Here is a 26638-nt window from a genome sequence, read left to right on the forward strand (position 1 = left end):
CATGTATCAGCTCATCGTCTTCCTCCCCCTTATCGGCGCCATCATCGCGGGCCTTCTCGGCACGCAAGCCTTCCGCATGATGGGGAGCACTGTCGATTCGCATGGCCATGACGATGCGCATGCGGGCCACGCTCATGCTCATGACGATCATGGCCATGACGACCACGCCCATCATGCCTATCCCACGCCCTGGGCCGCCTATCTGACCTCGGGCCTGCTCGTCATCTCGGCCATCCTCTCCTGGGTGGCCTTCTGGCAGTACATGCATGAAGCAGAGCCCATGAAGGTCGAGGTTCTGCGCTGGGTGAATTCCGGCGCCCTCAACGCCAACTGGGCCTTCCGGATCGACACGCTGACGGCGGTGATGCTGGTCGTGGTCAACACCGTCTCCTCGCTTGTGCATATCTATTCGATCGGCTATATGAGCCACGATCCGCATCAGCCGCGCTTCTTCGCCTATCTGTCGCTGTTCACCTTCGCGATGCTGATGCTGGTGACCTCCGACAACCTGCTGCAGATGTTCTTCGGCTGGGAGGGCGTCGGTCTTGCCTCCTATCTGCTGATCGGCTTCTGGTATCATAAGCCCTCCGCCAATGCCGCGGCGATCAAGGCCTTCATCGTGAACCGGGTCGGCGACTTCGGCTTCCTGCTCGGCATCGCCGCCGTGTTCCTCATCTTCGGCTCGATCGAGTTCGATACGATCTTTTCGAGTGCCGCCGAGCAGGTCGGCAAGACCATGACATTCCTGTCCTGGCAGTTCGACGTGCTGACCGCCATATGCCTCCTCCTGTTCATGGGGGCCATGGGCAAGTCGGCGCAATTCCTCCTGCACACCTGGCTACCCGATGCCATGGAAGGCCCGACCCCGGTCTCCGCCTTGATCCATGCCGCAACCATGGTGACGGCGGGCGTCTTCCTGGTCGCCCGCATGTCGCCCCTTTATGAGCTGGCGCCGCATGCGCGCGATGTGGTGATCGTCGTCGGCGCCATCACCGCCTTCTTCGCCGCGACTGTCGGCCTGGTCCAGAACGACATCAAGCGCGTCATCGCCTATTCGACCTGCTCGCAGCTCGGCTACATGTTCGTCGCCATGGGGGTAGGGGCCTATGGCGTGGGCATGTTCCATCTGTTCACCCATGCCTTCTTCAAGGCGCTGCTGTTCCTGGGCTCAGGCTCGGTCATCCATGCGATGTCGAACGAGCAGGACATCCGCAAGATGGGCGGCCTCGCCCCGCATATCCGCGTCACCTGGGCAATGATGCTGATCGGCACCCTGTCGCTGACCGGCTTTCCTTACACGGCAGGCTACTTCTCCAAGGACGCGATCATCGAGGGCGCCTTCACCTCCCATGCGGCCGCGGCGGGCTTTGCTTTCGTGCTCCTCGTGGTCGCCGCCTTCTGCACCTCCTTCTATTCCTGGCGCCTGATGTTCCTGACCTTCCATGGCAAGTCGCGGGCGACGTCCGAGGTGATGAGCCATGTGCATGAATCGCCCCAGGTGATGATGGCGCCGCTCTATATCCTGGCGGCGGGCGCGCTCCTCGCCGGCATCGTCTTCGCGCCCTATTTCATCGGCCATGATGAAGTGCATTTCTGGGCCCAGGGGATATTCCGGGGCCCGGAGAACAAGATCATCGAGGAGATGCATCATGTCCCGGCCTGGGTGAAATGGTCGCCCTTCGTCGCGATGGTGCTGGGCTTCGCGCTCGCCTACCAGTTCTACATCCGCCGCACCGACATACCGGGCAAGCTCGCCGAGCAGCATTGGCCGCTCTACCAGTTCCTGCTCAACAAGTGGTATTTCGATGAGCTCTACGACTTCATCTTCGTCAATCCGGCCAAATGGCTGGGCCGTTTCCTGTGGAAGCGCGGCGATGGCTGGCTGATCGACGGTTTCGGGCCTGACGGCGTCTCGGCCCGGGTTGTCGATGTGACCCAGCGGGTCGTCAAGCTGCAAAGCGGCTATCTGTTCCACTATGCCTTCGCCATGCTGATTGGTGTCGCCGCCCTCGTGACATGGTTCATGTTTGGGAGCGCGCACTGATGTCCGGCTGGCCTATTCTATCGGTCGTCACCTTCCTGCCGCTGATCGGCGCCGCCTTCGTGCTGGCGATCCGCGGCAATGACGAGGTCGCCTTGCGCAACATGCGCTGGGCGGCGCTGTGGACGACGGTCGTCACCTTCGTCCTGTCGCTGCTGATCTGGCACTATTTCGACGTCCGCAATCCTGATTTCCAGTTCGTCGAGAAGGTCGGCTGGCTCGGTGATACCGCCTCCTACCATATGGGTGTTGACGGCATATCGATGCTGTTCGTCATCCTCACCACTTTGCTGATGCCGATCTGCATCCTGGCGAGCTGGCAGGTTTCGACGCGCCTGCGTGAATATCTGATCGCCTTCCTGGTGCTGGAAACCCTGATGATCGGCGTGTTCTGCGCGCTCGATCTGGTGCTGTTCTATCTGTTCTTCGAAGGCGGCCTCATCCCGATGTTCCTGATCATCGGCGTGTGGGGCGGGCCGCGGCGCGTCTATGCGAGCTTCAAGTTCTTCCTCTACACGCTGCTCGGCTCGGTGCTGATGCTGCTCGCCATCATCGCCATGTACTGGTTCTCGGGCACCACCGACATCGCCGTCCTCTACAAGAACGCGAATTTCCCGGCCGGGATGCAGACCTGGCTGTGGCTTGCCTTCTTCGCCTCCTTCGCGGTGAAGATGCCGATGTGGCCGGTCCATACCTGGCTTCCCGACGCCCATGTCGAGGCGCCGACGGCCGGTTCCGTCATCCTGGCGGCGATCCTCCTGAAGATGGGCGGCTATGGCTTCCTGCGCTTCTCGCTGCCGATGTTCCCGATAGCCTCCGACCAGTTCGCACCGCTGGTCTTCGCGCTGTCGATCGTCGCCATCATCTATACCTCGCTCGTCGCCATGATGCAGGAGGACATGAAGAAGCTGATCGCCTATTCGTCGGTCGCCCATATGGGCTTCGTGACCATGGGCATCTTCACCATGACGCGCCAGGGCATCGATGGCGCCTTGTTCCAGATGATCTCGCACGGGCTCGTTTCGGGCGCCTTGTTCCTGTGCGTCGGCGTCGTCTATGACCGCATGCATACGCGCGAGATCGCTGCCTATGGCGGTCTCGTCAACCGCATGCCGCTCTATGCCTTGACCTTCATGCTCTTCACCATGGCCAATGTCGGCTTGCCCGGCACGTCGGGCTTCATCGGCGAATTCCTCACCATCCTGGGCGCCTTCCAGAACAACAGCTGGGTGGCCTTCTTCGCCGCGACCGGCGTCATCCTGTCGGCGGGCTATGCGCTGTGGCTCTATCGCCGGGTCGTGTTCGGCAATCTGGAGAAGGCGAGTCTGAGGCATATCACGGACATGACGCCGCGCGAGGCCGCGGCTCTGGTGCCGCTGATCCTGCTCACCATCTTCTTCGGCGTCTATCCATCGCCCATCCTCGATGTCTTCGGATCGTCGGTCGAGAGCCTGATGGCGGGCGTCCAGAAATCGCTTGCCGCGGCGGGCGCAATCACGGCGGCAGGGCTCTAAGATGATGTCACTTCTCGATCATATCCAGGGTACCGCGGCGCTGCCGGAGATTTTCCTGGTCGTGGCGGCAATGGCGCTGCTCATGTTCGGCGTCTTCCGCGAGAAATCGGCCGATATCGTCAATATCGCCGCCATCGTCGTGCTGGGCATCGCCGTGGCGATGGTGATCTGGGGCGGCGAAGGACGGCAGGAGGCCTTTGGCGGCTCGCTCGTCATCGACACCTTCGCCCGCTTCATGAAGGTGCTGACGCTGTTCGGCTCGGCTGTCGCCATCGTGCTCTCGGTCAATTTCATGAAGACCGAGAAGATCGAGCGCTTCGAATATCCCATACTCGTGCTCCTCGCCACCGCCGGCATGATGATCATGATCTCGGCCAATGACCTCGTGGCGCTCTATATGGGCCTCGAATTGCAGTCGCTGGCGCTCTACGTGGTCGCCGCCATCGATCGCGACAAGGCGAAGTCCTCTGAAGCCGGTCTCAAATATTTCGTCCTGGGCGCGCTCTCTTCGGGCATGCTGCTCTATGGCGCATCCCTCATCTATGGCTTCACCGGCCACGTGGCATTTCCCGAGATCGCCAGGGCGCTGGCTGCAGGCGAGCCGGGCCTCGGCCTCATTTTCGGTCTTGTCTTCCTCATTGCCGGCCTTGCCTTCAAGGTCTCGGCCGTGCCCTTCCATATGTGGACGCCCGATGTCTATGAGGGGGCACCCACGCCGGTTGCCGCCTTCTTCGCCGCCGCCCCCAAGATCGCCGCCATGGCGCTTTTCGTGCGCGCCATGCTGGCGCCGTTCTCAGGCGTGCTGCCCGACTGGCAGCAGATCCTGGTCTTCATCTCGATCGCCTCCATGGTGCTCGGCGCCTTCGCCGCCATCGGCCAGACCAACATCAAGCGGCTCGTCGCCTATTCCTCGATCGGCCATATGGGCTATGCGCTGATCGGCCTCGCCGCCGGCAGCCCCGAAGGCGTGCGCAGCGTCGTCATCTACATGACGATCTATCTGATCATGACGCTCGGCACCTTCGCCTGCATCCTGGCGATGCGCCGCAAGGACGGGCAGGTCGAGACGATCAGCGATCTCGCCGGGCTCGCCCGCACCAACGGGCTGCACGCCTTCTTCCTGGCGGTGTTCATGTTCTCGCTCGCCGGCATCCCGCCGCTGGCAGGCTTCTTCGCCAAGTACTTCATCTTCATGGCGGCGATCAAAGCCAACCTGGTGACGCTTGCCGTCATCGGCGTGCTGGCCAGCGTCGTGGGCGCGGTCTATTACATCCGCATCGTCAAGCTCATGTATTTCGATGAGCCGGCCGAGCGCTTCGAGCCCATGGTCACCGAGGTCAAGGCGGTGGTGGTGCTGGCCGGGCTCTTCGTCCTGCTCTTTGCACTCTTCCCGCAGCCGCTGAACAGCCTGGCCGAAGCTGCGGCAGCATCCTTGTTCTGATGGGATTGGCGGGCAGACTCCTCCATTTCGAGGCCATCGACTCGACCAATGCCGAAGCCCATCGCCTGGCGAAGGAGGGTGAGCGCGGTCCCTTGTGGATCATCGCCGATCTGCAGTCGCAGGGCCGCGGCCGGCTCGGCCGCCACTGGGTGTCGGAACCCGGCAATCTCTACGCGACTTTCATCTTCACGCTCACCGGCACGGCGCTGACCGCCAGCCAGATCGGCTTCGTGGCGGCGCTCGCGATCCGCGACACGGCTCTTGCGGTTCTGCCGCGGGGCGCGCCATCCATTGGCATCAAATGGCCGAATGACGTGCAATTGGCCGGCGCCAAATTCTCTGGCATCCTGCCCGAGACCGTGGCCCAATCGGCGGACGGGCGCATCACGGTGGCGCTCGGCATGGGCCTCAATATCGTCCATGCCCCGGAAGGGACGCCCTATCCGGTGACCGCGCTGGTGCGGCATGGCGCCAGGGTCACGCCCCGCGAAGGCCTGGACCAGCTCGACCGCTTTCTCACGCACTGGCTGTCGGTCTGGCGGGAGGGCAAGGGCTTCGCTGAGATCCGCAAGGCCTGGCTTGCCCATGCGGCGGGCCTTGGCCAGGAATTCCAGGCCACCATCAACCAGACGGATGTGCGTGGCACTTTTGCCGATCTGGGCGATGATGGTGCGATGATTCTCGCTTTGCCCGATGGCAGCCTGAGGCCGATCCATTCCGGCGAGGTTCAGGTGCGCCGGTCATGAACGCCAAGAAGAAATTCGACCATAGCAACGACTTCGTCCTTTTGCCCTTGGGCGGGGTCGGCGAGATCGGCATGAACTGCTATTGCTACGGCATCGGTCCGGCCGATGACCGCGAATGGCTGATGGTTGATCTCGGCGTCAAATTCGGCGACGAGACCGAGCCCGGCATCGACATCGTGCTGCCCGATCTCGGCCATATCATCGGCGAGCGCCGCCGGCTGTCCGGCCTGGTGCTCACCCATGCCCATGAGGACCATCTGGGCGCCGTCGCCTGGCTGTGGCCGCAGCTCAACTGCCCGGTCTATTGCACGCCCTTCGCCGCCCAGATCCTGGCCGGCAAGCTGAAAGAACGCGGTCTCGATGAAGATGTGACGGTGCGCATCAAGCCGGTGGGCTCGCGCTTCAAGGTGGGTTCGTTCGACCTCGAATATGTGAGCGTCACCCATTCCATACCCGAGCCCGCCGCGCTCCTCATCGAGACGAAGCAGGGCAGGGTGCTGCATTCGGGCGACTGGAAGATCGACCGTACGCCGGTGATGGGCGGCCCCTTCGATGAAGCGCGCTTCCGGGCGATCGGGGAGGAGGGCGTCGACGCGCTCATCTGCGACTCGACCAATGTGTTCCGTGAGGGCTTCTCCGTCTCGGAGGCCGAGGTGTCGGCGACGCTGGAGAGCATCGTCGGCGAAGCCACGGGCCGCATCGCCATCACCACTTTCGCCTCCCATGTCGAGCGCATCTCGGCAGCCGTCGCCGCCGCCCGCCGGGCCGGCCGCGAGGTCGTCATTGCCGGGCGCGCCATGCGCCAGACGATCGAGGCGGCGCGGGCCTGTGGTTATCTGCGCGACGCCGGCAGCTTTCTCGAGGAGGAAGCCTTCGGCTATCTGCCGCGCGACAAGGTCATGCTGCTCTGCACCGGCAGCCAGGGAGAACCGCGCGCCGCCATTGCCCGCATCGCCGATGACAACCATCCAGCGATCGCCCTCGATGACGGCGATCTGGTGATCTTTTCCTCCAAGACCATCCCCGGCAATGAGAAGGCGGTGAGCGCCGTCCATAACAACCTCGCCCGCCTCGGCGTCGATGTGGTCACCTCCGACGATGCGCTCGTCCACACATCGGGTCATCCGCGCCAGGACGAGCTGAAGCTTCTCTATCAATGGCTGAAGCCCCGCGCTGTCGTTCCCATGCATGGCGAGCCGCGCCATCTGCTGCGCCACATGGAGCTTGCCGAGGAGGCCGGCATCGAAGAAACCGTGATGGCGGAGAATGGTGATCTCATCCGCCTTTGCCCGGGTCCGGTTCACATCGTCGATGAGGCGCCGGCCGGCCGGCTCCATGTCGATGGCAAGCTGATCGTGCCGGCGGTCGAGGGGCCGGCGCGGCATCGCCGCAAGCTGTCTTTCGTCGGCATCGTGGTGGCGAGCCTGGTGATCGACCGCAAGCTGGGCCTCTTCACCGAGATCGGTCTCGTCACGGATGGCCTGCCGGCCGGACTCGGCGAAAAGCTCAAGGATGTGGCGGAGGAGGCCTTCGACTCCATGCCGCGGCCGCGCCGCCAGAATGACGAGACGGTGATCGAGACCATCCGCATCGCGGTCCGCCGCGCCTGCGATGCCGAATGGGGCAAGAAGCCCGTCTGCCGGGTGCTCCTGCACCGTTTGTGAGTTAACGGCTCCTATCCGGCCATTCGTTAGCAGGCCAGTCGCGAGATGTATGAATTACACGCAGGATCGGAATGACTTCACTACCGCCATGCATTGTTATCGCATAGGCAACGACATAGGGCAGGCGGGTGACCAGTTTTTCATAGGTACCCGTCATGCGCCCCGGTCGGCCGACAGCCATTTTGCCAAGCGCCGTACCAGTGTCGCGGATACGATCAGCTACACGGAGGGCCGCTGCCGGATTATCGGCTGCGATATAGGCAATTTGCTCCTTGAGATCATCCAGGGCCGCGCGCGACCACTGAACAGGCCGCTTCACTTCTTGCCGACCTTTGCGGCTTTGATGACGTCATATACTTCTGTCATCGCTTCATCATGTGGAACAACCCGCCCAGCCTCAACATCGGCCAGTCCGCGCTTGATGCCTTCGATGATTTCAAGTTCCCGGTCGACATAGGCGGAAACGGCTTCCGCTGCGAGATAGGATTTGCTCCGCCGGGTATTGCTCGCCAGTCGGTCGAGCTTTCGTTTGACTTCAGGACTGACCCGAATGGTCATGGTAGTGCTTGCTGTCATATTGAAAGCCTTGTGCTAGTATGTACACATCCTAGCACATATTCATTTCTGCCCGCAATTCCACGCTGATTCTCGCATTCCCCCCTCTGCTATACTGAGCGAATCATGAGCAAGCACGCACCGCCCCCGCAAGGGCCGAAAGACATCGAATCCATCAATCTGCGCGATGCGCTGGAAGAGCGCTATCTGGCCTATGCGCTCTCGACCATCATGCACCGGGCGCTGCCGGATGTGCGCGATGGCCTCAAGCCGGTGCACCGGCGCCTGCTCTATGCCATGCGGCTCCTCAAGCTCGACCCGGCCTCGGGCTTCAAGAAATGCGCCCGCGTGGTGGGCGACGTCATCGGCAAATACCATCCGCATGGCGACCAGGCCGTCTATGACGCGCTGGTGCGCCTCGCCCAGGATTTCGCGGTGCGCTATCCGCTGATCGAAGGTCAGGGCAATTTCGGCAATATCGACGGCGACAATGCCGCCGCCTATCGTTACACCGAGGCACGCCTCACCGATGTCGCCATGGCGCTGCTCGAGGGCATCGATGAAGACACGGTCGATTTCCGCGACACCTATAATGGCGAGGACCGCGAGCCGGTTGTGCTGCCGGGCGCCTTTCCCAATCTCCTCGCCAATGGCTCGTCCGGCATCGCCGTCGGCATGGCGACCTCGATCCCGCCGCACAATGCGGCCGAGCTCTGCGACGCCGCCTTGCATCTGATCAAGTTCCCCAATGCCACGGTCGACAAGCTGGTGAAGCTGGTGCCGGGCCCGGATTTCCCGACCGGCGGCATCATTGTCGATGACGCGGCCACCATCCTCGATGCCTACAAGACCGGACGCGGCGCCTTCCGGGTGCGTGCCCGCTGGAGCCAGGAAGATCTGGGCCGCGGCACCTGGCAGATCGTCGTCACCGAGATTCCCTATCAGGTGCAGAAAGGCCGGCTGATCGAGCGGATCGCCGAGCTCATCACCGCGAAGAAGCTGCCGCTGCTTGCCGACCTGCGCGATGAATCGGCCGAAGACATCCGCATCGTCTTCGAGCCGAAGAGTCGCACCGTCGACCCGCAGCTCCTGATGGAGCAGCTGTTCCGCAATACCGAGCTCGAGGCGCGCATTCCGCTCAACATGAACGTGCTTTCGGAAGGCCGCGTGCCCAAGGTCATGTCGCTGCGCGACGTGCTGCGCGAATGGCTGGACCACCGCAAGGTCGTGCTCGTCCGCCGCTCGAATTTCCGCCTGGCCGAGATCGCCCGCAGGCTCGATATCCTCGGCGGCTATCTCATCGCCTATCTCAATCTCGATGAGGTGATCCGCATCATCCGCACCGAGGATGAGCCGAAGCCCGTCTTGATGAAGCGCTTCAAGCTCACCGATACCCAGGCCGAAGCCATTCTCAATATGCGCCTCAGGGCTTTGCGCAAGCTCGAGGAAATGGAGATCCGCCGCGAGCATGACGCGCTGAAGAAGGAGGAGGCGGGCCTCAAGAAACTCGTCAAGTCCGACGATGCCCAATGGGAGAAGATCGCGGGCGAGATCAAGGAGACCAAGGAGAAGTTCGGCAAGAAGACCGACATCGGCAGGAGGCGCACCGAATTCGCGCAGGCGCCGGAGATCGATCTCGACCTCGAGCAGGCGATGATCGAGAAGGAGCCGGTCACCGTCGTCTGCTCCGAGAAGGGCTGGATCCGCGCCATGAAGGGTCATCTCGAGGATATGTCGAGCCTCGTCTACAAGGATGGCGACAGCGGCAAGTTCGTTGTGAAGGCGGAGACCACCGACAGCATCATGCTGTTCGCCTCATCGGGCAAGTTCTTCACTCTGGACGCGGCAAAATTGCCCGGTGGGCGCGGTCACGGCGAGCCGGTCCGCCTGATGGCCGATCTCGAGGCCACCGACCAGATCGTCGCCTTGTTCGTCCACCGCGCCGGGCGCAAGCTCCTGGTGGCGGCGAGCGATGGCGCGGGCTTTATCGTGAATGAGGACGAATGCCTGGCCAATACCCGTAAGGGCAAGCAGGTTTTGAATGTAAAACTACCGGTTGAAGCGCAGGTCTGTGCTGTTCTGGGGGATGCGGATGATCACATCGCCGCGATCGGCGAGAACCGCAAGCTTTTGCTCTTCAAACGCTCGGAAGTACCTGAAATGACACGCGGAAAAGGCGTCAGGCTGCAGAAGTTCAAGGACGGTGGTCTGTCCGATGCGGTCGGATTCAACCTCAAGGAAGGGCTGAAATGGACCGACGCTTCCGGACGTACATTCAACGTGACCGATCTCAAGGAGTGGGTCGGGGAGCGGGCGCAGGCCGGAAGGCTGCCGCCTAAGGGCTTTCCGAAGTCCAACAAGTTTGGTTAAGATATCCTAAACATCTTCGCATTAATGGAATATTCAATCCGTTCCTTGAAAAACTTGGCTGTTTACTACAGCTATAAGGCATAGTGGAAAAGGCGCGGAAAGGATTTGGAGTACCCTCATTATGCGCAGCCCAGGCGCTACGACAGAGCCTGAAGTTTCCTGGATCTACCGGGGCCAGCCGCTGGCGCCACAGGAAGCGCTCGCGCATGGCGGCGCGCCCGAGTTTGAGCTGCTAGACCGCCAGGGCTTCGTCAAGATCAAGAGCTCGCAGCGCGGCACCCAGATCGAGTGGTCGGTCTTCGCGCCCAACTGGGCGTCGCTCTATTTCGCCATGGAATGGCTGCACACTTTTCCCGGCCCCTACAATCTGCGCTACTATCTGTCGGGCTGGTTTGAAGAGAAATACAACGATGTGAATGCCGCGCGTAACCGCATCGACATCATCATCGGCAAGAGCGACATCCATCTGACGCGCCACACTTTCGTGACCGAAGCCGATCCGCATCGCGCCAATATTCCGGATCTGTTGAAGACGGCGCTCGATGAAGGCGTCATCAATCCGAAATTCGGTGTTGATGTCGTTCTCGATGAAGCATCGGGAATGTTCAGTGTCGAGCGGGTCGGGCAGAAGTCCGAGATCGCGCGCCTCTGGGGCATGAACCCCGTGTCGTTCCCCTGTCTCAACGGCCACTCTTATCATCAGGTGGTGAGCGCCGCCTATCGCAAGGTCGTCATGACCGACAGGCCGCACTACGACCACATCATGGCGGCCATGTCGGCGCCGGACGCCACCGTCTTCTGGTGCCCCTATCAGCGCGTGATCCTGCCGCATCGTTTTGAGGACAACCGCAAGGGCGTCGTGGTTGTCTCCAAGGTCGGCCCTGTCGATATCAAGGTAATTTAGACGCTTCCTCGGCGATGAGGAATTCGAGGTGGTTGCGCTCCGCCACCATCAGCCATTCGGTCGGCTCGGCGCCCGACGGCTGCCATTCCTCATGCCATTTCAGGAAGCCGCGCTCCTGCAGGCCATAGCCGGCGCGCGCCACGAGACCATGGGTGACGAAGGCCTTGCTTGTCAGTGCCCACACGGCGTCGGGATGCCACTTGATCAGCGAGATGAGCATGCCGAGCTTGAGGAAATGGTCGAACCATTCGCGCTTCTTCATCGCCTTGTTGTCGATCCAGGCTTCGCCATGATAGACAAGGCCGCCCTTGAGCAGGCGCGAGCGCGAATGCTCGGGCGGCTCGATCGAAGAGGGCATCACCAGCTCCTGGCGCTTGATATAGAGCCCGGCCATCCAGCCCAGCGCCCACTCCGCCAGATTGGTGTGGACGATATCGAGCCGGAAGGCCTGCAGCGACACGACGTCAGTTCCGTTCAGCAGGGCCTGCATCCAGAAGGCGCGCGAATTGTCGAGCTGGGTGATGGCAGGATCGAACATCGGCGATACGGCACCGCCGCGCCGGCCATGCCTGACCTCGATGAACTCGTCGAAATCCGACGAGCAGGTGATCGTGAGACCGAATTCGGCCGCCTTTTCCAGCATATGGACGACGACGCGGGCGGCTCCTAGCGGATCGGTCAACGAGCTTGTCATGATTCCCCTTTTAGGAAGCAGCTATATCGGGCCGATTAAGCAATGCCCGCAAGGAGTCATGAAGATTTTGGTAAAATTCGAACAGACTCCTCACATGGCGGTCATCTGGACCGGCCGCGTGCCGGGGCGGGCGGCCGTCGACAGCCGCCAGATACTGTGGCCGAGCAGGGTGAGGAAGACGATGATGCCGCCGACGAGGGCCTCCCGGGTCGGAAGCTCACCGAAGGCGAGCCACATCCAGAATGGCGTCAGGATCAGCTCGAGCAGGAAAAACATAGCGACTTCCGGGGCGGGCAGGTAGCGCGGCCCGAGGGCGAGGAGCGCCATTGCAACAGGCACGATGAGGAGGGCGTTGACGGCGAGCCAGCCCCAGCTCACCGCCGGAAGAGCGGCGGGCTGCGCCCAGAAAGCCGAGATGCAGGCCGAGACGAGCGCCCCGATGGCGAGGCTCGTCATGATGTTCTTGCCGCTCCAGCGCGCGGCGGTGAGCGTGATCGCCATGCAGGTCGCCACGCCGAAGGCGAGCAGATCTCCCTCGAAGGTGCCGACGGTCAGGCCGTTCCATACGATGATGCCGACGCCCGTGAGCGCCAGGACGATGGCGATCCAGGTCTGCCAGGCGACGCGTTCCCGCAGCACCATCCAGGCGAGCAGCGCGCAGATCACCGGATTGAGCGCGATGATGAAAACGAGATTGGCGGCCGTGGTCTCGGTTACCGCGGCGAGGAACATGAGATTGGCGAGCGTGCTGCTGATGGCAGCGATGATCCCGCCGATACCGCTGATATAGGTGACGCCGCCACGCCAGCCGCGCTGGAAGATGAGCCACAGCACCGTCATCGCGAGGAACAACAGCAAGCCACGGGCGAACATCAATGTCCACTTGTCGGACGCCGCGAGGCGGATCAGCGGAACATCGAACGTGAACAGAACCGCGCCGATCGCGGTAAGCAGGAGCCCGCGGCGATGGTCGTCGCCGGCCGATTGGAAAGTAAGTCCCATACAAACCCCGGTCTGGATAACTCAGCGTTATATGTTGCACGTTAAAATGGTGTTACGCGGCGAGTTCTCTTAAAATTGTATTCAGCGATTAAAGGTGACGGATCCAGCCGTCGATCGTCAGTCTTTCCTGTGGCAGGAAACGTGACTTGTAGCTCATCTTGCGCGAGCCCTGCACCCAGTATCCGAGATAGAGAAAGGGCAGGCCGAGCTTGGCGGCACGCTCGATGTGGTCGAGGATCATATATGTGCCAAGACTGCGATGGGCGAGGTCCGGCTCATAGAAGCTGTAGATCATCGACAACCCGTCGGTGAGCACATCGGTGATGACGCAGGCCACCAGCGCATTCTCCCCGATATCATTGGATGAGCGGTATTCGACGATGCGGGTATCGACGAAGCTGTCGTCGACCATGGCGGCGAAGTCGAGCGCCGTCATGTCGGCCATGCCGCCATCGGCATGGCGCTCGTCGATATAGCCGCGGAACAGGGAATATTGTTCGGCCGTGGCCTTGGCGGGCCTGACCGTGCCTTTGAGATCGGCATTGGCCTTGACGATCTTGCGGAAGGAGGGCGACGGCGAGAATTCCTTGACGCAGACGCGTACCGACACGCAGGCCGAGCAGCCGTCGCAGGCCGGCCGGTAGGCGATGTTCTGGCTGCGCCGGAAACCGGCTTGCGACAGCTGGGTATTGAGCTGGCGGGCCTCGGTGCCGATCAGATGGGTGAAGACCTTGCGTTCGATACGGCCCGGCAGATAGGGGCAGGGTGCGGGCGCCGTGATGAAGAACTGCGGAAAGTTTCGCCGTTCGATCGTCACCGGGGCAGTCCTGCGCTGTTGCTCATGGGGCCTATTTTGCCGCCGCTTGTGGCAGATGCAAGGCTTGACATGTTACAACTGCTGGTCCTGGAGCGCATGCTTGAAAATTCGCCGGCATGGCTACCGGCGAGCTTCAGTCGCGACTGCCGGGCAGCCGGCAGTTCCCTCGTCATCCGGCCCGGGCAGTCAGGCCTGGTTCGATTTTATGAGCCGGTAGACATAGATCAGGATGCAGGCGCCGACCACGGCAACGATCAGCTGGCCGACGATGCCGCCGAAGCTCAAACCCAGCAGCCCCAGCAGGAAATTGCCGAGGATCGCGCCGACGATGCCGAGCACGATATTCATCAAGAGGCCCGTCTCGAACTTCATCACCTTCTCAGCGATCCATCCGGCGATGGCGCCGAGGATGATGGTCATGATCCAGCCAAAACCTTCCATGGCACTTCCCCTCTAGTCGAAATGTGAATCAAAAGCGGACTGCCCGCGTAGTCTGCCCTTCCTTTGGGGACTGCACAAGATTCAACCGCGGGGCCGGGTGGATCAGTTCCGCCGGCCTGTTTCGCGCCCGCCCGGCGCATCGAGGACACGGGTGGGGAATCCTTCCGCCTCGATCCGCGCCACGATCTCGTCGGCATGCGGTCCGTCGCGGGTTTCGAGCATGATCTCGAGCTCGGCGCCCTTGGCTGGTACGTCGAGAAACATCCGCCGGTGCGAGACTTCGAGGATATTGGCGCCGAGCTCTCCGAGGAGAGTGGCAATCCGGCCGAGCACGCCCGGACGATCGTCGATCTGGATCCGCAGATTGACGATTCTGTGCTCGCGTTCAAGCTCGCGCAGGATGACGGAGGCGAGGATGCGGGGATCGATATTGCCGCCGCACAGAACGAGCCCCACTTTGCGGCCGCGGAAATGGGCCGGATCGGCAAGCACTGCCGCAAGCCCGGCAGCTCCGGCACCCTCGGCCAGTGTCTTCTGATGCGTGAGATAAGCCATGACGGCGCGCTCGATGTCGCTTTCGCCGACGAGCCGCACATCGTCCACATATTGCTTGGCTATGGCGATGGTCCGCTCGGTCACGTTCTTGACCGCGATGCCTTCGGCAAGGGTCGAGCCGCCGCACCGGGCAGGCTGGCCGCGCAAGGCATGATACATCGAGGGATAGAGCTTGACCTCGACCCCCAATATCTCGATGCCGGGCCGGACATGCTTGGCGGCGATCGCTATGCCGCCTATGACGCCGCCGCCGCCGATCGGCACGACGATGCAGTCGAGGTCCGGCTCGTCTTCCAGCATCTCGATCGCGATCGTGCCTTGTCCGGCGATAACCTTATCGTCATCGTAAGGATGGATCAGGAGATAGCCTTTTTCCTTGACCAGGGCCTCGGCGGTCACCTGGCTGTCGGCCAGCGTCTCGCCCGACAGGATGACAGCGGCGCCATGCGCGCGCGTCCGCTCGACCTTGGTCGAAGGCGTGGTCTGCGGCATCACGATGGTAGCCGGAATGCCGAGACGCCTGGCATGATAGGCGACCGCCTGGGCGTGGTTGCCGGCCGACATGGCGATGACGCCCCGCGCCTTCTCGGCCTCGGTGAGGCTCGACATCTTGTTGTAGGCGCCGCGGTCCTTGAACGAGCTGGTGACCTGCAGGTTCTCGAATTTCACATGGATGTCGGCGCCGGTGATCTCGGATAGCTTCGGCGCCCGGATCAGGGGGGTGCGCACGACATTGCCCTTGAGCGTAGCGCGCGCCGTCTCGATGTCCTTGAAAGTGACCGTCATTCCCATCCCCGACGAATTGTATTTGCAGCCAGTTTCTAATATCTATCGGCTCCTTCCACCACCTCTATCCGCCGTTCCGGCGTCAACCCGCGACATGGAGTGAAGAATGAGTCCCACAGCAGCCTGGATCGGTCTCGGTGTCATGGGCTATCCGATGGCCGGCCACCTCAAGAGCAAGGGCGGCGTTCCGGTCACGGTCTTCAACCGGACAGCCGAGAAGGCTGCCAGATGGGCCGGCCAGTTCAAGGACAAGGCGGCGCCGACGCCTGCCGAGGCGGCCAAAGGCGCTGATTTCGTCTTCGCCTGCGTCGGCAATGACGACGATCTGCGCCAGGTCACGATCGGCAAGGACGGTGCTTTCCAGGCGATGAAGAAGGGGGCGGTGTTCATCGATCATACGACGGCTTCCGCCGATGTGGCGCGTGAGCTGCATGCGGTAGCCGCGGCCAAGGGTCTGGGCTTCGTCGATGCCCCGGTCTCGGGCGGTCAGGCCGGGGCCGAGAATGGCGTGCTGACGGTCATGTGCGGCGGCGAGGAAGGCGATTTCACCAAGGCTGCGCCCCTCATCGCGCATTATTCCCGCATGTGCCGGCTCCTGGGCGGCCCGGGCTCGGGCCAGCTCGCCAAGATGGTCAACCAGATCTGCATCGCGGGCCTCGTCCAGGGCCTTTCGGAAGGGATCAATTTCGGCATGAAGGCCGGCCTCGACATGGAGGCGGTGATCGAGGTGATCTCGAAAGGCGCCGCAGGCTCCTGGCAGATGGATAACCGCCACAAGACGATGATCGCCGACAAGTTCGATTTCGGCTTTGCCGTCGACTGGATGCGCAAGGATCTCGGCATCTGCCTGGCCGAGGCCAACAACAATGGCGCCTCGCTGCCGGTCACGGCTCTCATCGACCAGTTCTATGCCGATGTGCAGAAGATGGGCGGCAGGCGCTGGGACACGTCGAGCCTGATCGCGAGGCTGCGGAAATAGGACCGGGCCGGAATGGACGGAGGCCTGTTCTTCTACGCGGTGGCGCTCATTGCCGCTGTCCTGGTGGGGGCTTCGAAAGGCGGCCTTCCGATGGTGGGCATGCTGGGTGTGCCGGTGCTGGCACTGGCGACATCGCCGGTCCATGCCGCAGGCCTGCTTCTGCCCATCTTCGTCGTAACCGACATGTTTGGCCTATGGGCCTACCGGCGGGAGTTCGATCGCCGCAACCTCATGATCCTGGTGCCGGCGACGACACTGGGCGTTGCCATCGGCTGGGCCACGGCGTCCATCGTGCCCGAATGGCTGGTGACGCTTTTCGTCGGCCTTATCGGCCTCGCCTTCAGCCTCAACTACTGGCTGCGTGGCCGGCACGCGGTGGCGCCGCACCAGGCCGATATTCCGCGCGGTGTCTTCTGGGGCACGGTGTCGGGCTTCACCAGCTTCGTCAGCCATGCCGGGGCGCCGCCCTATCAGATGTATGTGCTGCCGCAGCGCCTCGACAAGATGATCTATGCCGGCACCACCACTATCCTCTTCGCCATCGTCAATGCGGTGAAGCTCGTTCCCTATTGGGCGCTGGGCCAGCTTTCGCTCGCCAATCTCAAGACGGTCGCGGCGTTGTTTCCCTTTGCCATCGCTGCGACCTTCGCCGGCGTCAGGCTCACCCGCGTCATCCCGCAGGAACTCTTCTACCGGCTGGTGATCGGCGCCTTGTTCCTCGTCTCGCTCAAGCTGATTTACGACGCGGTCATGGCACAAGCCTAGCACATCGGCGTGAGCGCCGTGGCCCGGGCGCCGGAGGATTTATTGCGGCAGCCCGGCGCGCAGCAGCGCCTCGCGGTGATGCGCGGCGTCTTCCGGACGCTTGTAGTGAAGTGTCGCCAGATAACCCTCGATGGTGAAAGTCTGGTCTAGGGCCAGCACCTGCTTTCGATGCTGCTCCGCTGCGGCCGGGTCGCCTGCCATGGCCAATGCGGCGGCGAGAAAGGCATGATGGAATTTGTCGGGTGTGCTGATATGGCGGAACGCTTCGACGGCCTCCGGATATTTCCGCGCGACGAAGTAGGCGCGGCCCAGATGGTTCCAGAATCTTTCGGGATGATGCGGATTGAGCCGCATCGCTTTCCTGATCCAGTCGATGCCTTCCTCAGGTTTGCCGATCCAGGTCAGGTATTCGCCCTGCTGCACGACGATGAGGTCGTTGTTGGGGTTGAGCGCCAGGGCGCGCTCCTGATGATGGCGCGCCATATCATGGTCGCCGCGGTTGAGATTGATTGCCGCCAGGATGCGATGCACGTCACTGTCATCGTCGTCGAGATTGAGAGCGATGCCCAGTTCCTCGACGATGGTGTTCCAGGCCTTCTCGCGGTCCCCGCACCAGCTATAGACCCAGGATTGCCCGACGATGCAGCCGCGCCAGGCATGCGCATGCGCGTATTTGGGATCGAGCTCGATCGCTCTCTCGATCATTTTCTGCGCCTCGGCATTGGCATCGGCGGTGGAGCGGTGATGCAGCACCTTTGCCGTCAGAAGGCACTCATAGGCACGCATGTTGTCGGTGGGATTGCGTTGCACGCGTTCGACCACGGCCGCTTCAACCCGGCCCGACACGGTTGCGACGATCGATGAGGTGACCTCATCCTGCATGGCGAAAATGTCGGCAAGCTCGCGGTCATAGCGTTCGGCCCATATGTGCCTGTCGGTCCGGGCGTCGATGAGCTGGACTGTGATGCGCACCCGGTTGCCGACCTTGCGCACGCTGCCTTCAACCACATAGTGGACACCGAAGGCCTTGGCCACGTCCTGCACATTGACCGCCTTGCCCTTGTAGACGAAGGTCGAGTTGCGCGAGATGACGAGGAGGTCATGGAAGCGCGACAAGGCGGTGATGATGTCCTCGGTCAATCCGTCGGCGAAGAATTCCTGGTCGGGATCGCCGCTCATATTCACGAAGGGCAGGACGGCGATCGAATTCTGGCCTCCGTCACTCACCGATGGCGGAGGCTGGGGGAGGGGCGAGGCGGCAAGCTCGTCGAGCACGACGCGGAAAACCTTGAGCGGGCGCGAGATGTTCTTCATCGGCTGCTCGCCCTGATCCTCGAAACGTATATCGAGCTTGTGGGCGAGTTCGTCCCTGACCGATTGGCTGACGCTGATGCCGCCCGGCTCGGCGAGGGTCTGCAGCCGGGCCGCGATATTGACGCCGTCGCCGAGCACATCGTCTTCCTCGATGATGACGTCGCCGATATTGATGCCGATGCGGAACCGGATCTGCCGCTCGGGTTCGATATCGGCATTGCGCCGTGCCATGCGGCGCTGGACCTCGACCGCGCATTCGGCCGCGTCCACCGCCGAGACGAACTCGACCAGCATGCCGTCGCCGGTCGTCTTGACGATGCGGCCATGATTCTTGGCGATGGCGGGGTCGATGAGCTCGAGCCGGTGGGTCTTGAGTCTCGCCAAAGTTCCGGCTTCGTCGAGTTCCATGAGGCGGCTGTAGCCGACCATGTCGGCGGAAACGATGGCCATCAAGCGGCGCTGCACGGCGGGTTGCTGCATCATCGTAGGCGCAAGTATCCTCTCGCGCGGCTGCGAGGTCAACAATGGCGAGCGGGCTATATGTCTTTCAACCGCCTGGCCGCATCCATGGCGAAATAGGTGAGAATGCCGTCCGCGCCGGCGCGCTTGAAGGCCATCAGGCTCTCCAGGATGACCTTGTCGGGATCGAGCCAGCCGTTCTCGCAGGCTGCCATGATCATCGAATACTCGCCCGACACCTGATAGGCGAAAGTCGGCACACGGAATGCCTGCTTGATGCGCGTGACGATGTCGAGATAGGGCAGGCCCGGCTTGACCATGATCATGTCGGCACCCTCGGCGATGTCGAGCTCGGCCTCACGCAGGGCCTCATCGCCATTGGCGGGATCCATCTGATAGGTGCGCTTGTCGCCCGTCAGCGCCCCGGTCGAGCCGACCGCGTCGCGGAAGGGGCCATAGAAGCCGGACGCATATTTGGCGCTGTAGGCCATGATCTGCACATGGGTGAGCGTCTTGGCGTCGAGGGCCTGCCTGATGGCGCCGACCCGCCCGTCCATCATGTCGGAAGGTGCGATGATGTCGCAGCCGGCTTCCGCCTGCACCAGGGATTGTCTGACGAGCACGTCGAGTGTCTCGTCATTGACGATCTCGCCGCCGCGCAGCAGGCCGTCATGGCCGTGGCTGGTATAGGGGTCGAGCGCCACATCGCAGAGCACGCCGATCTCGGGCACGTGCTTCTTGATCGCCCGCACCGCCTTGCAGACGAGATTGTCGGGGTTGAGAGCCTCATCGCCGTTTTCGCTGCGCAGCGACGGGTCGGTATAGGGGAAGAGGGCGATCACCGGAATGCCGAGCCTGGCGGCGTCTTCGGCCGCCTTGACGGCGAGATCGACGGACAACCTTTCGACCTTAGGCATCGAAGGAACGGCCACGCGCTGCCTGGTGCCCTCGACGATGAAGATCGGCCAGATGAAATCGGCTGGTGTCAGGACGTTCTCGGCGACGAGCCGGCGCGACCAGGGGGTCCGCCGGTTGCGCCGCATGCGGGTGGTGGGAAAGCGGGCATTGGTCATGGTGGCGCGCAATCTAAAGCATTGCGGGAAAAAGTGGGAACCGGTTTTTCGAGGCAGCAATGCGACAAAAAAGAGGGATTGCCCCCGGCCTCACCGGCACATCTTGAAGCGGCCGGGCCGCAGCTTCATCAGGTCGACGTGGAAATGATCGCCATGATAGCGGTCGGTGCCGGGCCCCAGCACCGTGTTGAAATAGGTGCAGGCGCTTTTGCGCACCGCCTTCATGAAATTGCCCTTGCCCGACAGCCCGATTTTCTGCAGCAGGCCGCTCGCACCGCCGGCCACGGTGATCTGCGCCTTCCTGCTGAAATCGAAAGCGGCGATGTCGAGCGCATTGGCGCGCGCATGTTCGGAGAGCTTGCCGCGCGAGGCATTGTTGCGCCTGCGGCACGCATAGGATGAGGCATTGCGGATGCCGATGACCCCGGCACCCATTTGCTTGCGCGCCAGGGGCTGCACCGATTGGGAGAGCCAGTCATGCAGCGCCGCGGCGAAGGGGCAGTTGACCGTTGCCGGCGGGTCGATGCGGATCTGGGCGACTTCGGCGATGGCGATGGGGGCCGGCGTGCCGCAACCGCCCGGTTCCCCGATGGGCTGGTCCGGCCGCCAGATGATGTCGAGGCCCTTGAGCATCCTCTCGCAGGCGGTCCGGGCGGCGAGGACCTCGGCCTTGGGCCACGCTCCGGCGCTCTTGGGCCAGCTCCGCTGCGGCGCAGGAGGGGCATTGCCCACATCGCCGGCGGGCGGCCTGGCTGGCTTTGCCCGCGGCAGGGGGATGGTTGTGGGCTCCAGGCCCGCCGAGGCCTCGAGCGGCAAAGCCGGCTTGGCGCGGGGGATGGGCGCGCTTGCCAGGGCCAGCGAGGTGCACGATGCGAGGAACGCCAGCGCCAGGCCAAATAGCCCGGCGGCACGGTTGGGCTGCGCGTGTATTTCGTTAACCAAACGTGGAATTTACCCCCGGCCTTTGAATCGAATTAACGAGCCTTCTACCCTCTCCGTCGCAGTGGAATAGGGCCTTTCAAGGGCGAAAGCGGGCCCGGAAGGCTCTGCAGGACAGGGGTCGGTGGAATGCTGCGGCTTACGAAGTTCTTCATCACGCTGCCTTTGCTCAGCCTGCCGCTCTGGACAGTTTCGTCCGGGCCGCACGCCGGCGAGGTCATGGGCCAGATGGACGCCTTGCGCCTTTTGGCCAAGAGCCGTGCCGCCGACAGCAAATGCAAGGTCCTGCCGGCAAGCGATGCCGACGAGCTGAATTCCTATCTGGCGCGCGCCGAAGTGGCCGCTGCCGCCCGTCATTCTGTGTCGGAGATCCAGTCGACGATCTCGGTGGGAAGGACGCTTGGCAGCAGCTCGACCTGCTCGCCGGCGACCGCAAGCGAGATCGGCGCCACGCTGGCCGCGGCGCGCCAGGCCATGGCCGCCGTTCGGCAAACGAGAACGAATGTCGTTGCCGACGACGACGTCCCGCAGCCGGTCGAGCGCCGCAATATCCGCCAGCCCGAGCCGCCGCCTCGCCGGGTCAGCCTTGCGGGCTATGGCCGCCAGGCCTTTGCCTATTATGTCGAACGGCGCTGCGAGTATCTCTCGCGCCGCGATATCCGCGCTTTCTGGGTGGCGATCGTGCGCCGGCACAAGGCGGCGCTTGCCGCCTTTGGCGGACCTGCCGTTGCCAACACGCTGCGCCGTGCCCGCAACCAGGCTGAGGCGAGGAGTTGCGACGCCAGCAGCCGCCAGCTGGTGCGCGCCGAATACTTCAATATCGCCAGGAACTGACACGCTCCAAGGGGAGAGCGGGGGAGGCGCGCGATCAGGAAAAGTGGATACCGGTTTTCCGTCCGATCGCACGCCACTTCTTTGATTTTCGATAACGCTCAGGTCAGATCGATATGATCTGACCTGAGCGTTATCTATGCGGGGCTTGTCTGAGGGGACGAGCTCCGCGCCGCGCTTCCGGAGGACCTGATACGGGATGAATCCCATTCGGGTTGCGATCATCACCTGCAAATCTTTGTGAACGGCCTATCAGCATCCTGGCCGCCGATCGATCCGTTATCGGCGATGTGCGGGACGAAACCTCACATCACCGAGACATCAGGAGACGATCATGAAGAGCTTCAAATCAACGCTTGCGGCGCTGGCGCTCGGCACCGCGGTCGCCGTCACCGGCGTAATTGGCATGGATGTGGCCGGTACGCCCTCTGCCGTTGCCGCCGAGATGCACGGCATGGCCGCTGCCAATCTGCGCGTGGCGCTCAACCAGCTTCTGGGCGAGCATGCGACGCTGGCTGCCGCCGCGACCCAGGCCGCATTGCGCGGACGCAAATCCGAATTCGATGCCGCCGCCGGCGCGCTCGACAAGAATTCGCAAGACCTCGCCGGCGCCATCGGCTCGGTCTATGGCAAGGATGCCGGCGATGCGTTCCTGCCGCTGTGGCGCAAGCATATCGGCTTCTTCGTGGACTACACGCTGGCCAAGGCTGCAGGCTCGAAGAAGAAGCAGGACAAGGCGGTGCAGGACCTGCTGCAATATGCCGACGACTTCGGCGCCTTCCTGAATTCGGCGACGCCCGCTCTGCCGAAGGAGGCTGTGGCCGAACTGGTGAAGACGCATATCGTGTCGCTCAAGGAAGTGGTCGATGCGCAGGCCAGCCGCGACTACAAGCTTGCTTTCGAGAAGATCCGCGCAGCGTCCCATCACATGCAGATGATCGCCGATCCGCTGGCGGACGCGATCGCCGCGCAGTTCCCCGACAAGTTCGCTTCCAACTGATCCCAAAAGCCCGAGGACCGGGGCGGCTGCCGCCCCGGTCGAATGGAGTGGAACATGCGCGCCAGACTGATCGCCACCGCACTTCTCGCCGTGGCTTATCTGACCGCTTCGCCCGTTCTTGCCGGCGAGACGGCCAAAATCGACATCAAGCTTTTCCAGTTCAAGCCAAAGGAGCTTGAAGTGAAGAAAGGCACGACCGTGACCTGGACCAATGACGATGCGATCGAGCATTCGGTCACCGCAGGCAAGCCCGGCAAGGCCGCTCAGGACTTCGATTCGGGCTTCTTCACCAAGGGCGGCAGCTTCAGCCACACTTTCGATGCCGCGGGCCGCTTCACCTATTTCTGCAAGCGCCATCCCAATATGCAGGCGGCGGTGAAGGTTGACTGACGCATCGGCCCGAAAGGTTGCAGACTTTTCGGGCAAGCCGATGCGCAAGAAGACGAAAGCGTCGCGATTACCCGGGCCCGGTGACGCGCATGATCACGGACACGTGAGCCCAACACCTGAAGCCATCGCCGCCATTCTGGGTTAATCTCGATCAACGGAAAGGAGTTCAGCCGATGAAACATGTCCTTCCCACCCTCGCTCTTGCCGCTGTCGCTTCCTTCGCGGTTCCGGCCATGGCCTGCGAGCAGCACCAGAGCCACGCCGGCTTGAAGACCGTGGAAGCGGCACCGCCGCCGGTCGTTGTGATCGAGCCGGCCGCGCAGTCTAACCCAGCGTCAGAAATCAAGGCGCAAGAAGCTATGAGCCAGCCTGTTGGCGCGGCCTACGGGAACTGCAATCGCCAGCGCAAGGACCAGACTGTTTACCTTACCCAATAGCTGATATAGCGGATTGGTTGGAAATGCCTGTTAAGTCTGGCGAAAGTCTTTAACAAGACTCCGTCAACTCTAATCGACAAAGCGGCAAATCCGCCGAAATATAAGAACAAATTTACCCACCTTTTTGATCCGTTTTTAAGAGCCGAAGCCTAGTCTCGCGCCATAAGGAGAACGGCCAAAAGAAGCTGTCTCCGCTAACAAGGCTGAGGTGGTAAAATGCGTACTCAAACTGTGGGGGGCGTGCGCCCTGCTGGGGTTGAAGCTGGGCGAGAGCAGATCAAGCATCGCTATCTGGAAGCCCTGACCCTGATCGAACGGCTGCATCGCCGGTTGCTCGACGTCATCAAGGACGATTTTGAACGCGCCGGCGCGCCGGAGGTGAATCCGGTCCAGGCCCTGCTTCTGTTCAATATCGGCGATTCCGAGCTGACGGCGGGCGAGCTCAAGACGCGCGGCCATTATCAGGGCTCGAACGTCTCGTACAATCTGAAGAAGCTTGTCGAGGCGGGCTATGTCAATCACGAGCGCTCCAATTCGGACAAGCGCTCGGTCCGGGTCCGGCTGACGCCCCGGGGCCAGGCGATCCGCGAGCGGGTCGACCAGCTCTATAACCGCCAGCTGCACTCGGTAGAGGAAGTCGTCGGACTCTCGGTTGAGGAATTCGAGCGCATCAACAAGGCGCTCACCCGCCTCGAGCGCTTCTGGACCGATCAGATTCTCTACCGGCTGTAACAGCCGTTTCATAATCAGCCAACAAAGCCATGCCGATCTCCGATCGGTGTGGCTTTTTTGCCATAGTGGCGGAGAATTTGCGCCATTTCCCAGTCGTGCCCCATTTGGCCGCTAGAGAAGGCTCCGGGCCGGCATCACTCCCCTTGATTCGACTTGCGGTTCCGTGGTTTAGCCACGCGCCGGGCGAGCTTTGGTCTTGGTTCCGGCCCGCTGGTGTGAGATATTGCGCGTGCGCTTTGGATTGAACGGAAAAATGAAGAACACTATGCCCAGGACAGGCTTCGGCAAGACGGCATTTACGCTCCTCCTCCTGACATCCTTCACGGTCGTGACGCCGCTCGCGGCCTATGCCGAGCGCGGAGAAGGCAATTCCTGGTGGGCGCGCAAGAAGCAAGACGGCGGCAGCTCTTCGTCCGGCAGCAGCAACAGCATGTTGACGCCCTCCACCACCAGCAACATTGCCGGCAGCAAAGCAGGCAAGGCCGTCACCAAGACGGAAGTTTTCGCCGAACGCAGCGTGACGCCCATGGTGTCCGTCACCAGCGCCGGCGCCATGGCCAACGCGATCTCTCGCTATGAAGCCATTGCCGCGCAGGGCGGCTGGGGCAGCGTTCCGAGCAAGGGCCTGGCAAAGGGTGATGACGGCGATGCGGTGGTGGCCCTCAAGCGCCGCTTGATCGCTGAGGGCTATCTGTCGAGCGACGCCCTGAGCGGCGACACCGCTATATGGTTCACTGCGGCGGTCGAGAAGGCAGTCGGCCAGGTGCAGGCCAATAACGGTCTCGCGGTCACCGGCAGGCTCGACAAGGCGACCATCAATGCGCTGAATGTGTCGGTGGCAAGCCGACTCGCCACCATGCGCGCGAATCTTCCGCGCCTGCAGGAATATTCCAAGGATCTCGCTGCCCGCTACATCATCGTGAATGTCCCGGCTCTCCAGCTCGAGGCGGTGAGCAACAACACGGTCTTCTCGCGCCACAATGTCATCGCCGGCAGCCCAAAGCGGCCGACGCCGGTGACCCTGTCGCAAGTGTCTGACATCAATTTCAATCCCTATTGGAACGTGCCGGTGTCGATCGTCGAGCGCGACCTCCTGCCGCGCATCCGCCGCAGCGGCACGAGCGTCTTCCGCGACATGAAGATGCGCATCTATGACGGCTGGAACGGTCCGGAAGTAGATCCCAGGCGGGTCGACTGGGATTATGTGTCGGCCGATCGCTATTTCTTCCGCCAGGATCCGGGCGAGGAGAATTCCATGGCGTCGGTCAAGATCAACTTCGTGAGCCCGTTCGGCATCTATCTGCACGACACGCCGACCAAGAGCCTGTTCACGACGGCAGCCCGCTATCTGAGTTCGGGCTGTGTGCGCGTGGAGCAGGTCTCGACCTTGATCAACTGGATTCTCAGCGGCCAGGAAGGTTGGAATCCGGGCCGCATCGAGCAGGTCAAGCAGAGCGAGGAGCGGATCGATGTGAAAGTCCTCAACCCGCCGCAGGTCCGCACCGTCTATTTGACGTCTTGGATCAATGGCGCCGGGCAGGTGAATTTCCGCCCTGACGTCTATGACATGGACGGTACTGGTTTCGTTGTCGGCCAACCTTTGGCGCCCGGCGATGTGAGCGATGATGGCCAGCGTTATGTGCTGAAGGCGCAGGTCTACAAGGTCGAGGAAGTGCCCGATCAGCCGGAATATTTCGGGTTCTTCAATTCGCGCCGCAACAAGTCCAAATCCGTGAAGGCGGCATCCGGTGGCAACGACGAGCCGTTCAGTTTCTTCAACAATTCGCGTCGCAAGACGACGACCGGCAGCAAGTCGACCAGCAGTTTCTTCACCACCAATAAGGCCAAGGCCAGGAAGATACTGACCGACAGCGATGATGATGGCGACGTGCTGTTCAACTTCAACCGGCCGAGCACGTCCAAGGTGAAGAAGAAGGCCGCGGTCAAGAAAACCGACGGCAAGAAGAAGGCGGCGCAGTCCACGCAGGCGGGGAAGAAGAAGCCGCTCAAGACGGTAACCGCCAAGAAGAAGATCGAGCAGGCTGGTGTCGCTGCCGCCAAAAAGCCGCAGCCGGAGCCCGTTGTGATCAAGAAGAAAAAGAAGGTCGAGGAGGCTTCCGCTTCGGCCAGCGGTCCGGAATTCGGCCAGCAGAAGCAATAAGAGGCGTCGGGACGTCAAGGCGCTTGGG

General features: G+C 62.3%; 25 protein-coding genes. 15 read left to right on the top strand and 10 right to left on the bottom strand.

The window, feature by feature from the left end; translation table 11 throughout:
• Nucleotide 1 precedes the first annotated feature (1 nt).
• The 5 genes from nuoL to DT068_RS19500 are packed head-to-tail and all read left to right on the top strand — an operon-like array spanning nucleotide 2 to nucleotide 7406.
• Entirely contained in the window at nucleotides 2-2044 is a 2043-nt protein-coding gene (nuoL, locus tag DT068_RS19480) for an NADH-quinone oxidoreductase subunit L (protein ID WP_119391544.1), read from the top strand.
• On the top strand, nucleotides 2044-3555 hold the full coding sequence (locus tag DT068_RS19485; protein WP_119391545.1) for an NADH-quinone oxidoreductase subunit M: 1512 nt from the start codon (nucleotides 2044-2046) through the stop codon (nucleotides 3553-3555). Before nuoL ends, DT068_RS19485 begins: the two co-directional genes overlap by 1 nt.
• A gap of 4 nt (nucleotides 3556-3559) precedes the next feature.
• On the top strand, nucleotides 3560-4996 hold the full coding sequence (nuoN, locus tag DT068_RS19490; RefSeq protein WP_119391610.1) for an NADH-quinone oxidoreductase subunit NuoN: 1437 nt from the start codon (nucleotides 3560-3562) through the stop codon (nucleotides 4994-4996).
• Between the two features lie 5 nt (nucleotides 4997-5001).
• A complete protein-coding gene (locus tag DT068_RS19495; RefSeq protein WP_162914317.1) occupies nucleotides 5002-5742 on the top strand; it encodes a biotin--[acetyl-CoA-carboxylase] ligase in 741 nt (246 codons plus the stop codon).
• The gene (locus tag DT068_RS19500; protein ID WP_119391547.1) at nucleotides 5739-7406 is read left to right on the top strand and encodes a ribonuclease J; all 1668 of its coding nucleotides are present in this window, start codon (nucleotides 5739-5741) and stop codon (nucleotides 7404-7406) included. The genes DT068_RS19495 and DT068_RS19500 overlap by 4 nt, the downstream gene beginning before the upstream one ends.
• A gap of 1 nt (nucleotide 7407) precedes the next feature.
• On the opposite strand, the gene DT068_RS19505 is transcribed toward DT068_RS19500, so the two are convergent.
• A complete protein-coding gene (locus DT068_RS19505; RefSeq protein WP_119391548.1) occupies nucleotides 7408-7725 on the bottom strand; it encodes a type II toxin-antitoxin system RelE/ParE family toxin in 318 nt (105 codons plus the stop codon).
• Entirely contained in the window at nucleotides 7722-7982 is a 261-nt protein-coding gene (locus DT068_RS19510; RefSeq protein WP_119391549.1) for a CopG family ribbon-helix-helix protein, read from the bottom strand. Before DT068_RS19510 ends, DT068_RS19505 begins: the two co-directional genes overlap by 4 nt.
• Nucleotides 7983-8087: 105 nt before the next feature.
• Here DT068_RS19510 and parC point away from each other — a divergent pair, with 105 nt between their 5' ends.
• Together parC and DT068_RS19520 are read left to right on the top strand one after the other, a co-directional pair.
• Nucleotides 8088-10331: a DNA topoisomerase IV subunit A gene (gene parC / locus DT068_RS19515; RefSeq protein WP_119391550.1), complete on the top strand. Its 2244-nt coding sequence runs from the start codon at nucleotides 8088-8090 to the stop codon at nucleotides 10329-10331.
• A 121-nt stretch (nucleotides 10332-10452) separates the two neighbouring features.
• Nucleotides 10453-11235, top strand: coding sequence for a hypothetical protein (locus DT068_RS19520; protein ID WP_119391551.1), 783 nt, complete (start codon nucleotides 10453-10455; stop codon nucleotides 11233-11235).
• On the opposite strand, the gene DT068_RS19525 is transcribed toward DT068_RS19520, so the two are convergent.
• The 5 genes from DT068_RS19525 to DT068_RS19545 form a co-directional block, all read right to left on the bottom strand.
• Complete coding sequence (locus DT068_RS19525; RefSeq protein ID WP_162914318.1) at nucleotides 11222-11929, bottom strand: hypothetical protein; 708 nt, start codon at nucleotides 11927-11929, stop codon at nucleotides 11222-11224. The two genes, DT068_RS19520 and DT068_RS19525, sit on opposite strands and share 14 nt — an antisense overlap.
• 90 nt (nucleotides 11930-12019) lie before the next feature.
• A complete protein-coding gene (locus DT068_RS19530) occupies nucleotides 12020-12931 on the bottom strand; it encodes a DMT family transporter (protein WP_119391553.1) in 912 nt (303 codons plus the stop codon).
• An 88-nt stretch (nucleotides 12932-13019) separates the two neighbouring features.
• Entirely contained in the window at nucleotides 13020-13748 is a 729-nt protein-coding gene (locus tag DT068_RS19535; protein WP_119391554.1) for an arginyltransferase, read from the bottom strand.
• 186 nt (nucleotides 13749-13934) lie between these two features.
• Nucleotides 13935-14189, bottom strand: a complete 255-nt coding sequence (locus tag DT068_RS19540; protein ID WP_119391555.1) for a GlsB/YeaQ/YmgE family stress response membrane protein — start codon at nucleotides 14187-14189, stop codon at nucleotides 13935-13937.
• A gap of 102 nt (nucleotides 14190-14291) precedes the next feature.
• Complete coding sequence (locus DT068_RS19545; RefSeq protein ID WP_368904833.1) at nucleotides 14292-15536, bottom strand: threonine ammonia-lyase; 1245 nt, start codon at nucleotides 15534-15536, stop codon at nucleotides 14292-14294.
• A gap of 100 nt (nucleotides 15537-15636) precedes the next feature.
• Between DT068_RS19545 and DT068_RS19550 the strand changes: the two genes are divergently transcribed.
• Nucleotides 15637-16509 carry an NAD(P)-dependent oxidoreductase gene (locus DT068_RS19550; RefSeq protein WP_119391557.1) on the top strand — a complete coding sequence of 291 codons (873 nt, stop codon included), beginning with the start codon at nucleotides 15637-15639 and terminating at the stop codon, nucleotides 16507-16509.
• Nucleotides 16510-16521: 12 nt separating this feature from the next.
• On the top strand, nucleotides 16522-17274 hold the full coding sequence (locus tag DT068_RS19555) for a sulfite exporter TauE/SafE family protein (protein WP_119391558.1): 753 nt from the start codon (nucleotides 16522-16524) through the stop codon (nucleotides 17272-17274).
• Between the two features lie 39 nt (nucleotides 17275-17313).
• Here DT068_RS19555 and DT068_RS19560 read toward each other — a convergent pair whose 3' ends face one another.
• The 3 genes from DT068_RS19560 to DT068_RS19570 all read right to left on the bottom strand — a co-directional run bounded on the left by DT068_RS19560 (nucleotide 17314) and on the right by DT068_RS19570 (nucleotide 21062).
• Nucleotides 17314-19068: an adenylate/guanylate cyclase domain-containing protein gene (locus DT068_RS19560; RefSeq protein ID WP_438816446.1), complete on the bottom strand. Its 1755-nt coding sequence runs from the start codon at nucleotides 19066-19068 to the stop codon at nucleotides 17314-17316.
• A 56-nt stretch (nucleotides 19069-19124) separates the two neighbouring features.
• Nucleotides 19125-20120, bottom strand: a complete 996-nt coding sequence (gene hemB / locus DT068_RS19565) for a porphobilinogen synthase (protein ID WP_119391612.1) — start codon at nucleotides 20118-20120, stop codon at nucleotides 19125-19127.
• A gap of 90 nt (nucleotides 20121-20210) precedes the next feature.
• Entirely contained in the window at nucleotides 20211-21062 is an 852-nt protein-coding gene (locus DT068_RS19570) for an extensin-like domain-containing protein (protein ID WP_162914319.1), read from the bottom strand.
• A 126-nt stretch (nucleotides 21063-21188) separates the two neighbouring features.
• Here DT068_RS19570 and DT068_RS19575 point away from each other — a divergent pair, with 126 nt between their 5' ends.
• From DT068_RS19575 to DT068_RS19600, 6 genes are all read left to right on the top strand, one after another.
• Nucleotides 21189-21893 (top strand): hypothetical protein, encoded by a 705-nt coding sequence (locus tag DT068_RS19575; protein WP_119391560.1) that lies wholly within the window; start codon nucleotides 21189-21191, stop codon nucleotides 21891-21893.
• A gap of 331 nt (nucleotides 21894-22224) precedes the next feature.
• Nucleotides 22225-22890 carry a hypothetical protein gene (locus DT068_RS19580; RefSeq protein WP_119391561.1) on the top strand — a complete coding sequence of 222 codons (666 nt, stop codon included), beginning with the start codon at nucleotides 22225-22227 and terminating at the stop codon, nucleotides 22888-22890.
• A 54-nt stretch (nucleotides 22891-22944) separates the two neighbouring features.
• Nucleotides 22945-23280: a cupredoxin domain-containing protein gene (locus DT068_RS19585; RefSeq protein WP_119391613.1), complete on the top strand. Its 336-nt coding sequence runs from the start codon at nucleotides 22945-22947 to the stop codon at nucleotides 23278-23280.
• 173 nt (nucleotides 23281-23453) lie between these two features.
• Nucleotides 23454-23717 (top strand): hypothetical protein, encoded by a 264-nt coding sequence (locus DT068_RS19590; protein ID WP_119391562.1) that lies wholly within the window; start codon nucleotides 23454-23456, stop codon nucleotides 23715-23717.
• Nucleotides 23718-23933: 216 nt separating this feature from the next.
• Nucleotides 23934-24449, top strand: coding sequence for a transcriptional regulator LdtR (gene ldtR, locus DT068_RS19595; RefSeq protein WP_119391563.1), 516 nt, complete (start codon nucleotides 23934-23936; stop codon nucleotides 24447-24449).
• A 253-nt stretch (nucleotides 24450-24702) separates the two neighbouring features.
• The gene (locus DT068_RS19600) at nucleotides 24703-26610 is read left to right on the top strand and encodes a L,D-transpeptidase family protein (RefSeq protein ID WP_119391564.1); all 1908 of its coding nucleotides are present in this window, start codon (nucleotides 24703-24705) and stop codon (nucleotides 26608-26610) included.
• The last annotated feature ends 28 nt before the right edge of the window (nucleotides 26611-26638 follow it).

The organism is Taklimakanibacter lacteus (genome assembly GCA_003576695.1).
Taxonomy (GTDB): domain Bacteria; phylum Pseudomonadota; class Alphaproteobacteria; order Rhizobiales; family Aestuariivirgaceae; genus Taklimakanibacter; species Taklimakanibacter lacteus.

Bases quoted from the DNA above. Each gene is read 5' to 3' on its own strand.
- DT068_RS19510 (WP_119391549.1), bottom strand. From the start codon at position 7,982: ATGACAGCAAGCACTACCATGACCATTCGGGTCAGTCCTGAAGTCAAA.
- DT068_RS19520 (WP_119391551.1), top strand. From the start codon at position 10,453: ATGCGCAGCCCAGGCGCTACGACAGAGCCTGAAGTTTCCTGGATCTAC.
- DT068_RS19485 (WP_119391545.1), top strand. From the start codon at position 2,044: ATGTCCGGCTGGCCTATTCTATCGGTCGTCACCTTCCTGCCGCTGATC.
- DT068_RS19585 (WP_119391613.1), top strand. From the start codon at position 22,945: ATGCGCGCCAGACTGATCGCCACCGCACTTCTCGCCGTGGCTTATCTG.
- DT068_RS19525 (WP_162914318.1), bottom strand. From the start codon at position 11,929: ATGACAAGCTCGTTGACCGATCCGCTAGGAGCCGCCCGCGTCGTCGTC.
- DT068_RS19575 (WP_119391560.1), top strand. From the start codon at position 21,189: ATGCTGCGGCTTACGAAGTTCTTCATCACGCTGCCTTTGCTCAGCCTG.
- DT068_RS19600 (WP_119391564.1), top strand. From the start codon at position 24,703: ATGAAGAACACTATGCCCAGGACAGGCTTCGGCAAGACGGCATTTACG.
- parC (WP_119391550.1), top strand. From the start codon at position 8,088: ATGAGCAAGCACGCACCGCCCCCGCAAGGGCCGAAAGACATCGAATCC.
- nuoN (WP_119391610.1), top strand. From the start codon at position 3,560: ATGTCACTTCTCGATCATATCCAGGGTACCGCGGCGCTGCCGGAGATT.
- DT068_RS19500 (WP_119391547.1), top strand. From the start codon at position 5,739: ATGAACGCCAAGAAGAAATTCGACCATAGCAACGACTTCGTCCTTTTG.
- DT068_RS19560 (WP_438816446.1), bottom strand. From the start codon at position 19,068: ATGCAGCAACCCGCCGTGCAGCGCCGCTTGATGGCCATCGTTTCCGCC.
- DT068_RS19590 (WP_119391562.1), top strand. From the start codon at position 23,454: ATGAAACATGTCCTTCCCACCCTCGCTCTTGCCGCTGTCGCTTCCTTC.
- DT068_RS19580 (WP_119391561.1), top strand. From the start codon at position 22,225: ATGAAGAGCTTCAAATCAACGCTTGCGGCGCTGGCGCTCGGCACCGCG.
- DT068_RS19540 (WP_119391555.1), bottom strand. From the start codon at position 14,189: ATGGAAGGTTTTGGCTGGATCATGACCATCATCCTCGGCGCCATCGCC.
- hemB (WP_119391612.1), bottom strand. From the start codon at position 20,120: ATGACCAATGCCCGCTTTCCCACCACCCGCATGCGGCGCAACCGGCGG.
- nuoL (WP_119391544.1), top strand. From the start codon at position 2: ATGTATCAGCTCATCGTCTTCCTCCCCCTTATCGGCGCCATCATCGCG.
- DT068_RS19555 (WP_119391558.1), top strand. From the start codon at position 16,522: ATGGACGGAGGCCTGTTCTTCTACGCGGTGGCGCTCATTGCCGCTGTC.
- DT068_RS19550 (WP_119391557.1), top strand. From the start codon at position 15,637: ATGAGTCCCACAGCAGCCTGGATCGGTCTCGGTGTCATGGGCTATCCG.
- DT068_RS19530 (WP_119391553.1), bottom strand. From the start codon at position 12,931: ATGGGACTTACTTTCCAATCGGCCGGCGACGACCATCGCCGCGGGCTC.
- DT068_RS19545 (WP_368904833.1), bottom strand. From the start codon at position 15,536: ATGGGAATGACGGTCACTTTCAAGGACATCGAGACGGCGCGCGCTACG.
- ldtR (WP_119391563.1), top strand. From the start codon at position 23,934: ATGCGTACTCAAACTGTGGGGGGCGTGCGCCCTGCTGGGGTTGAAGCT.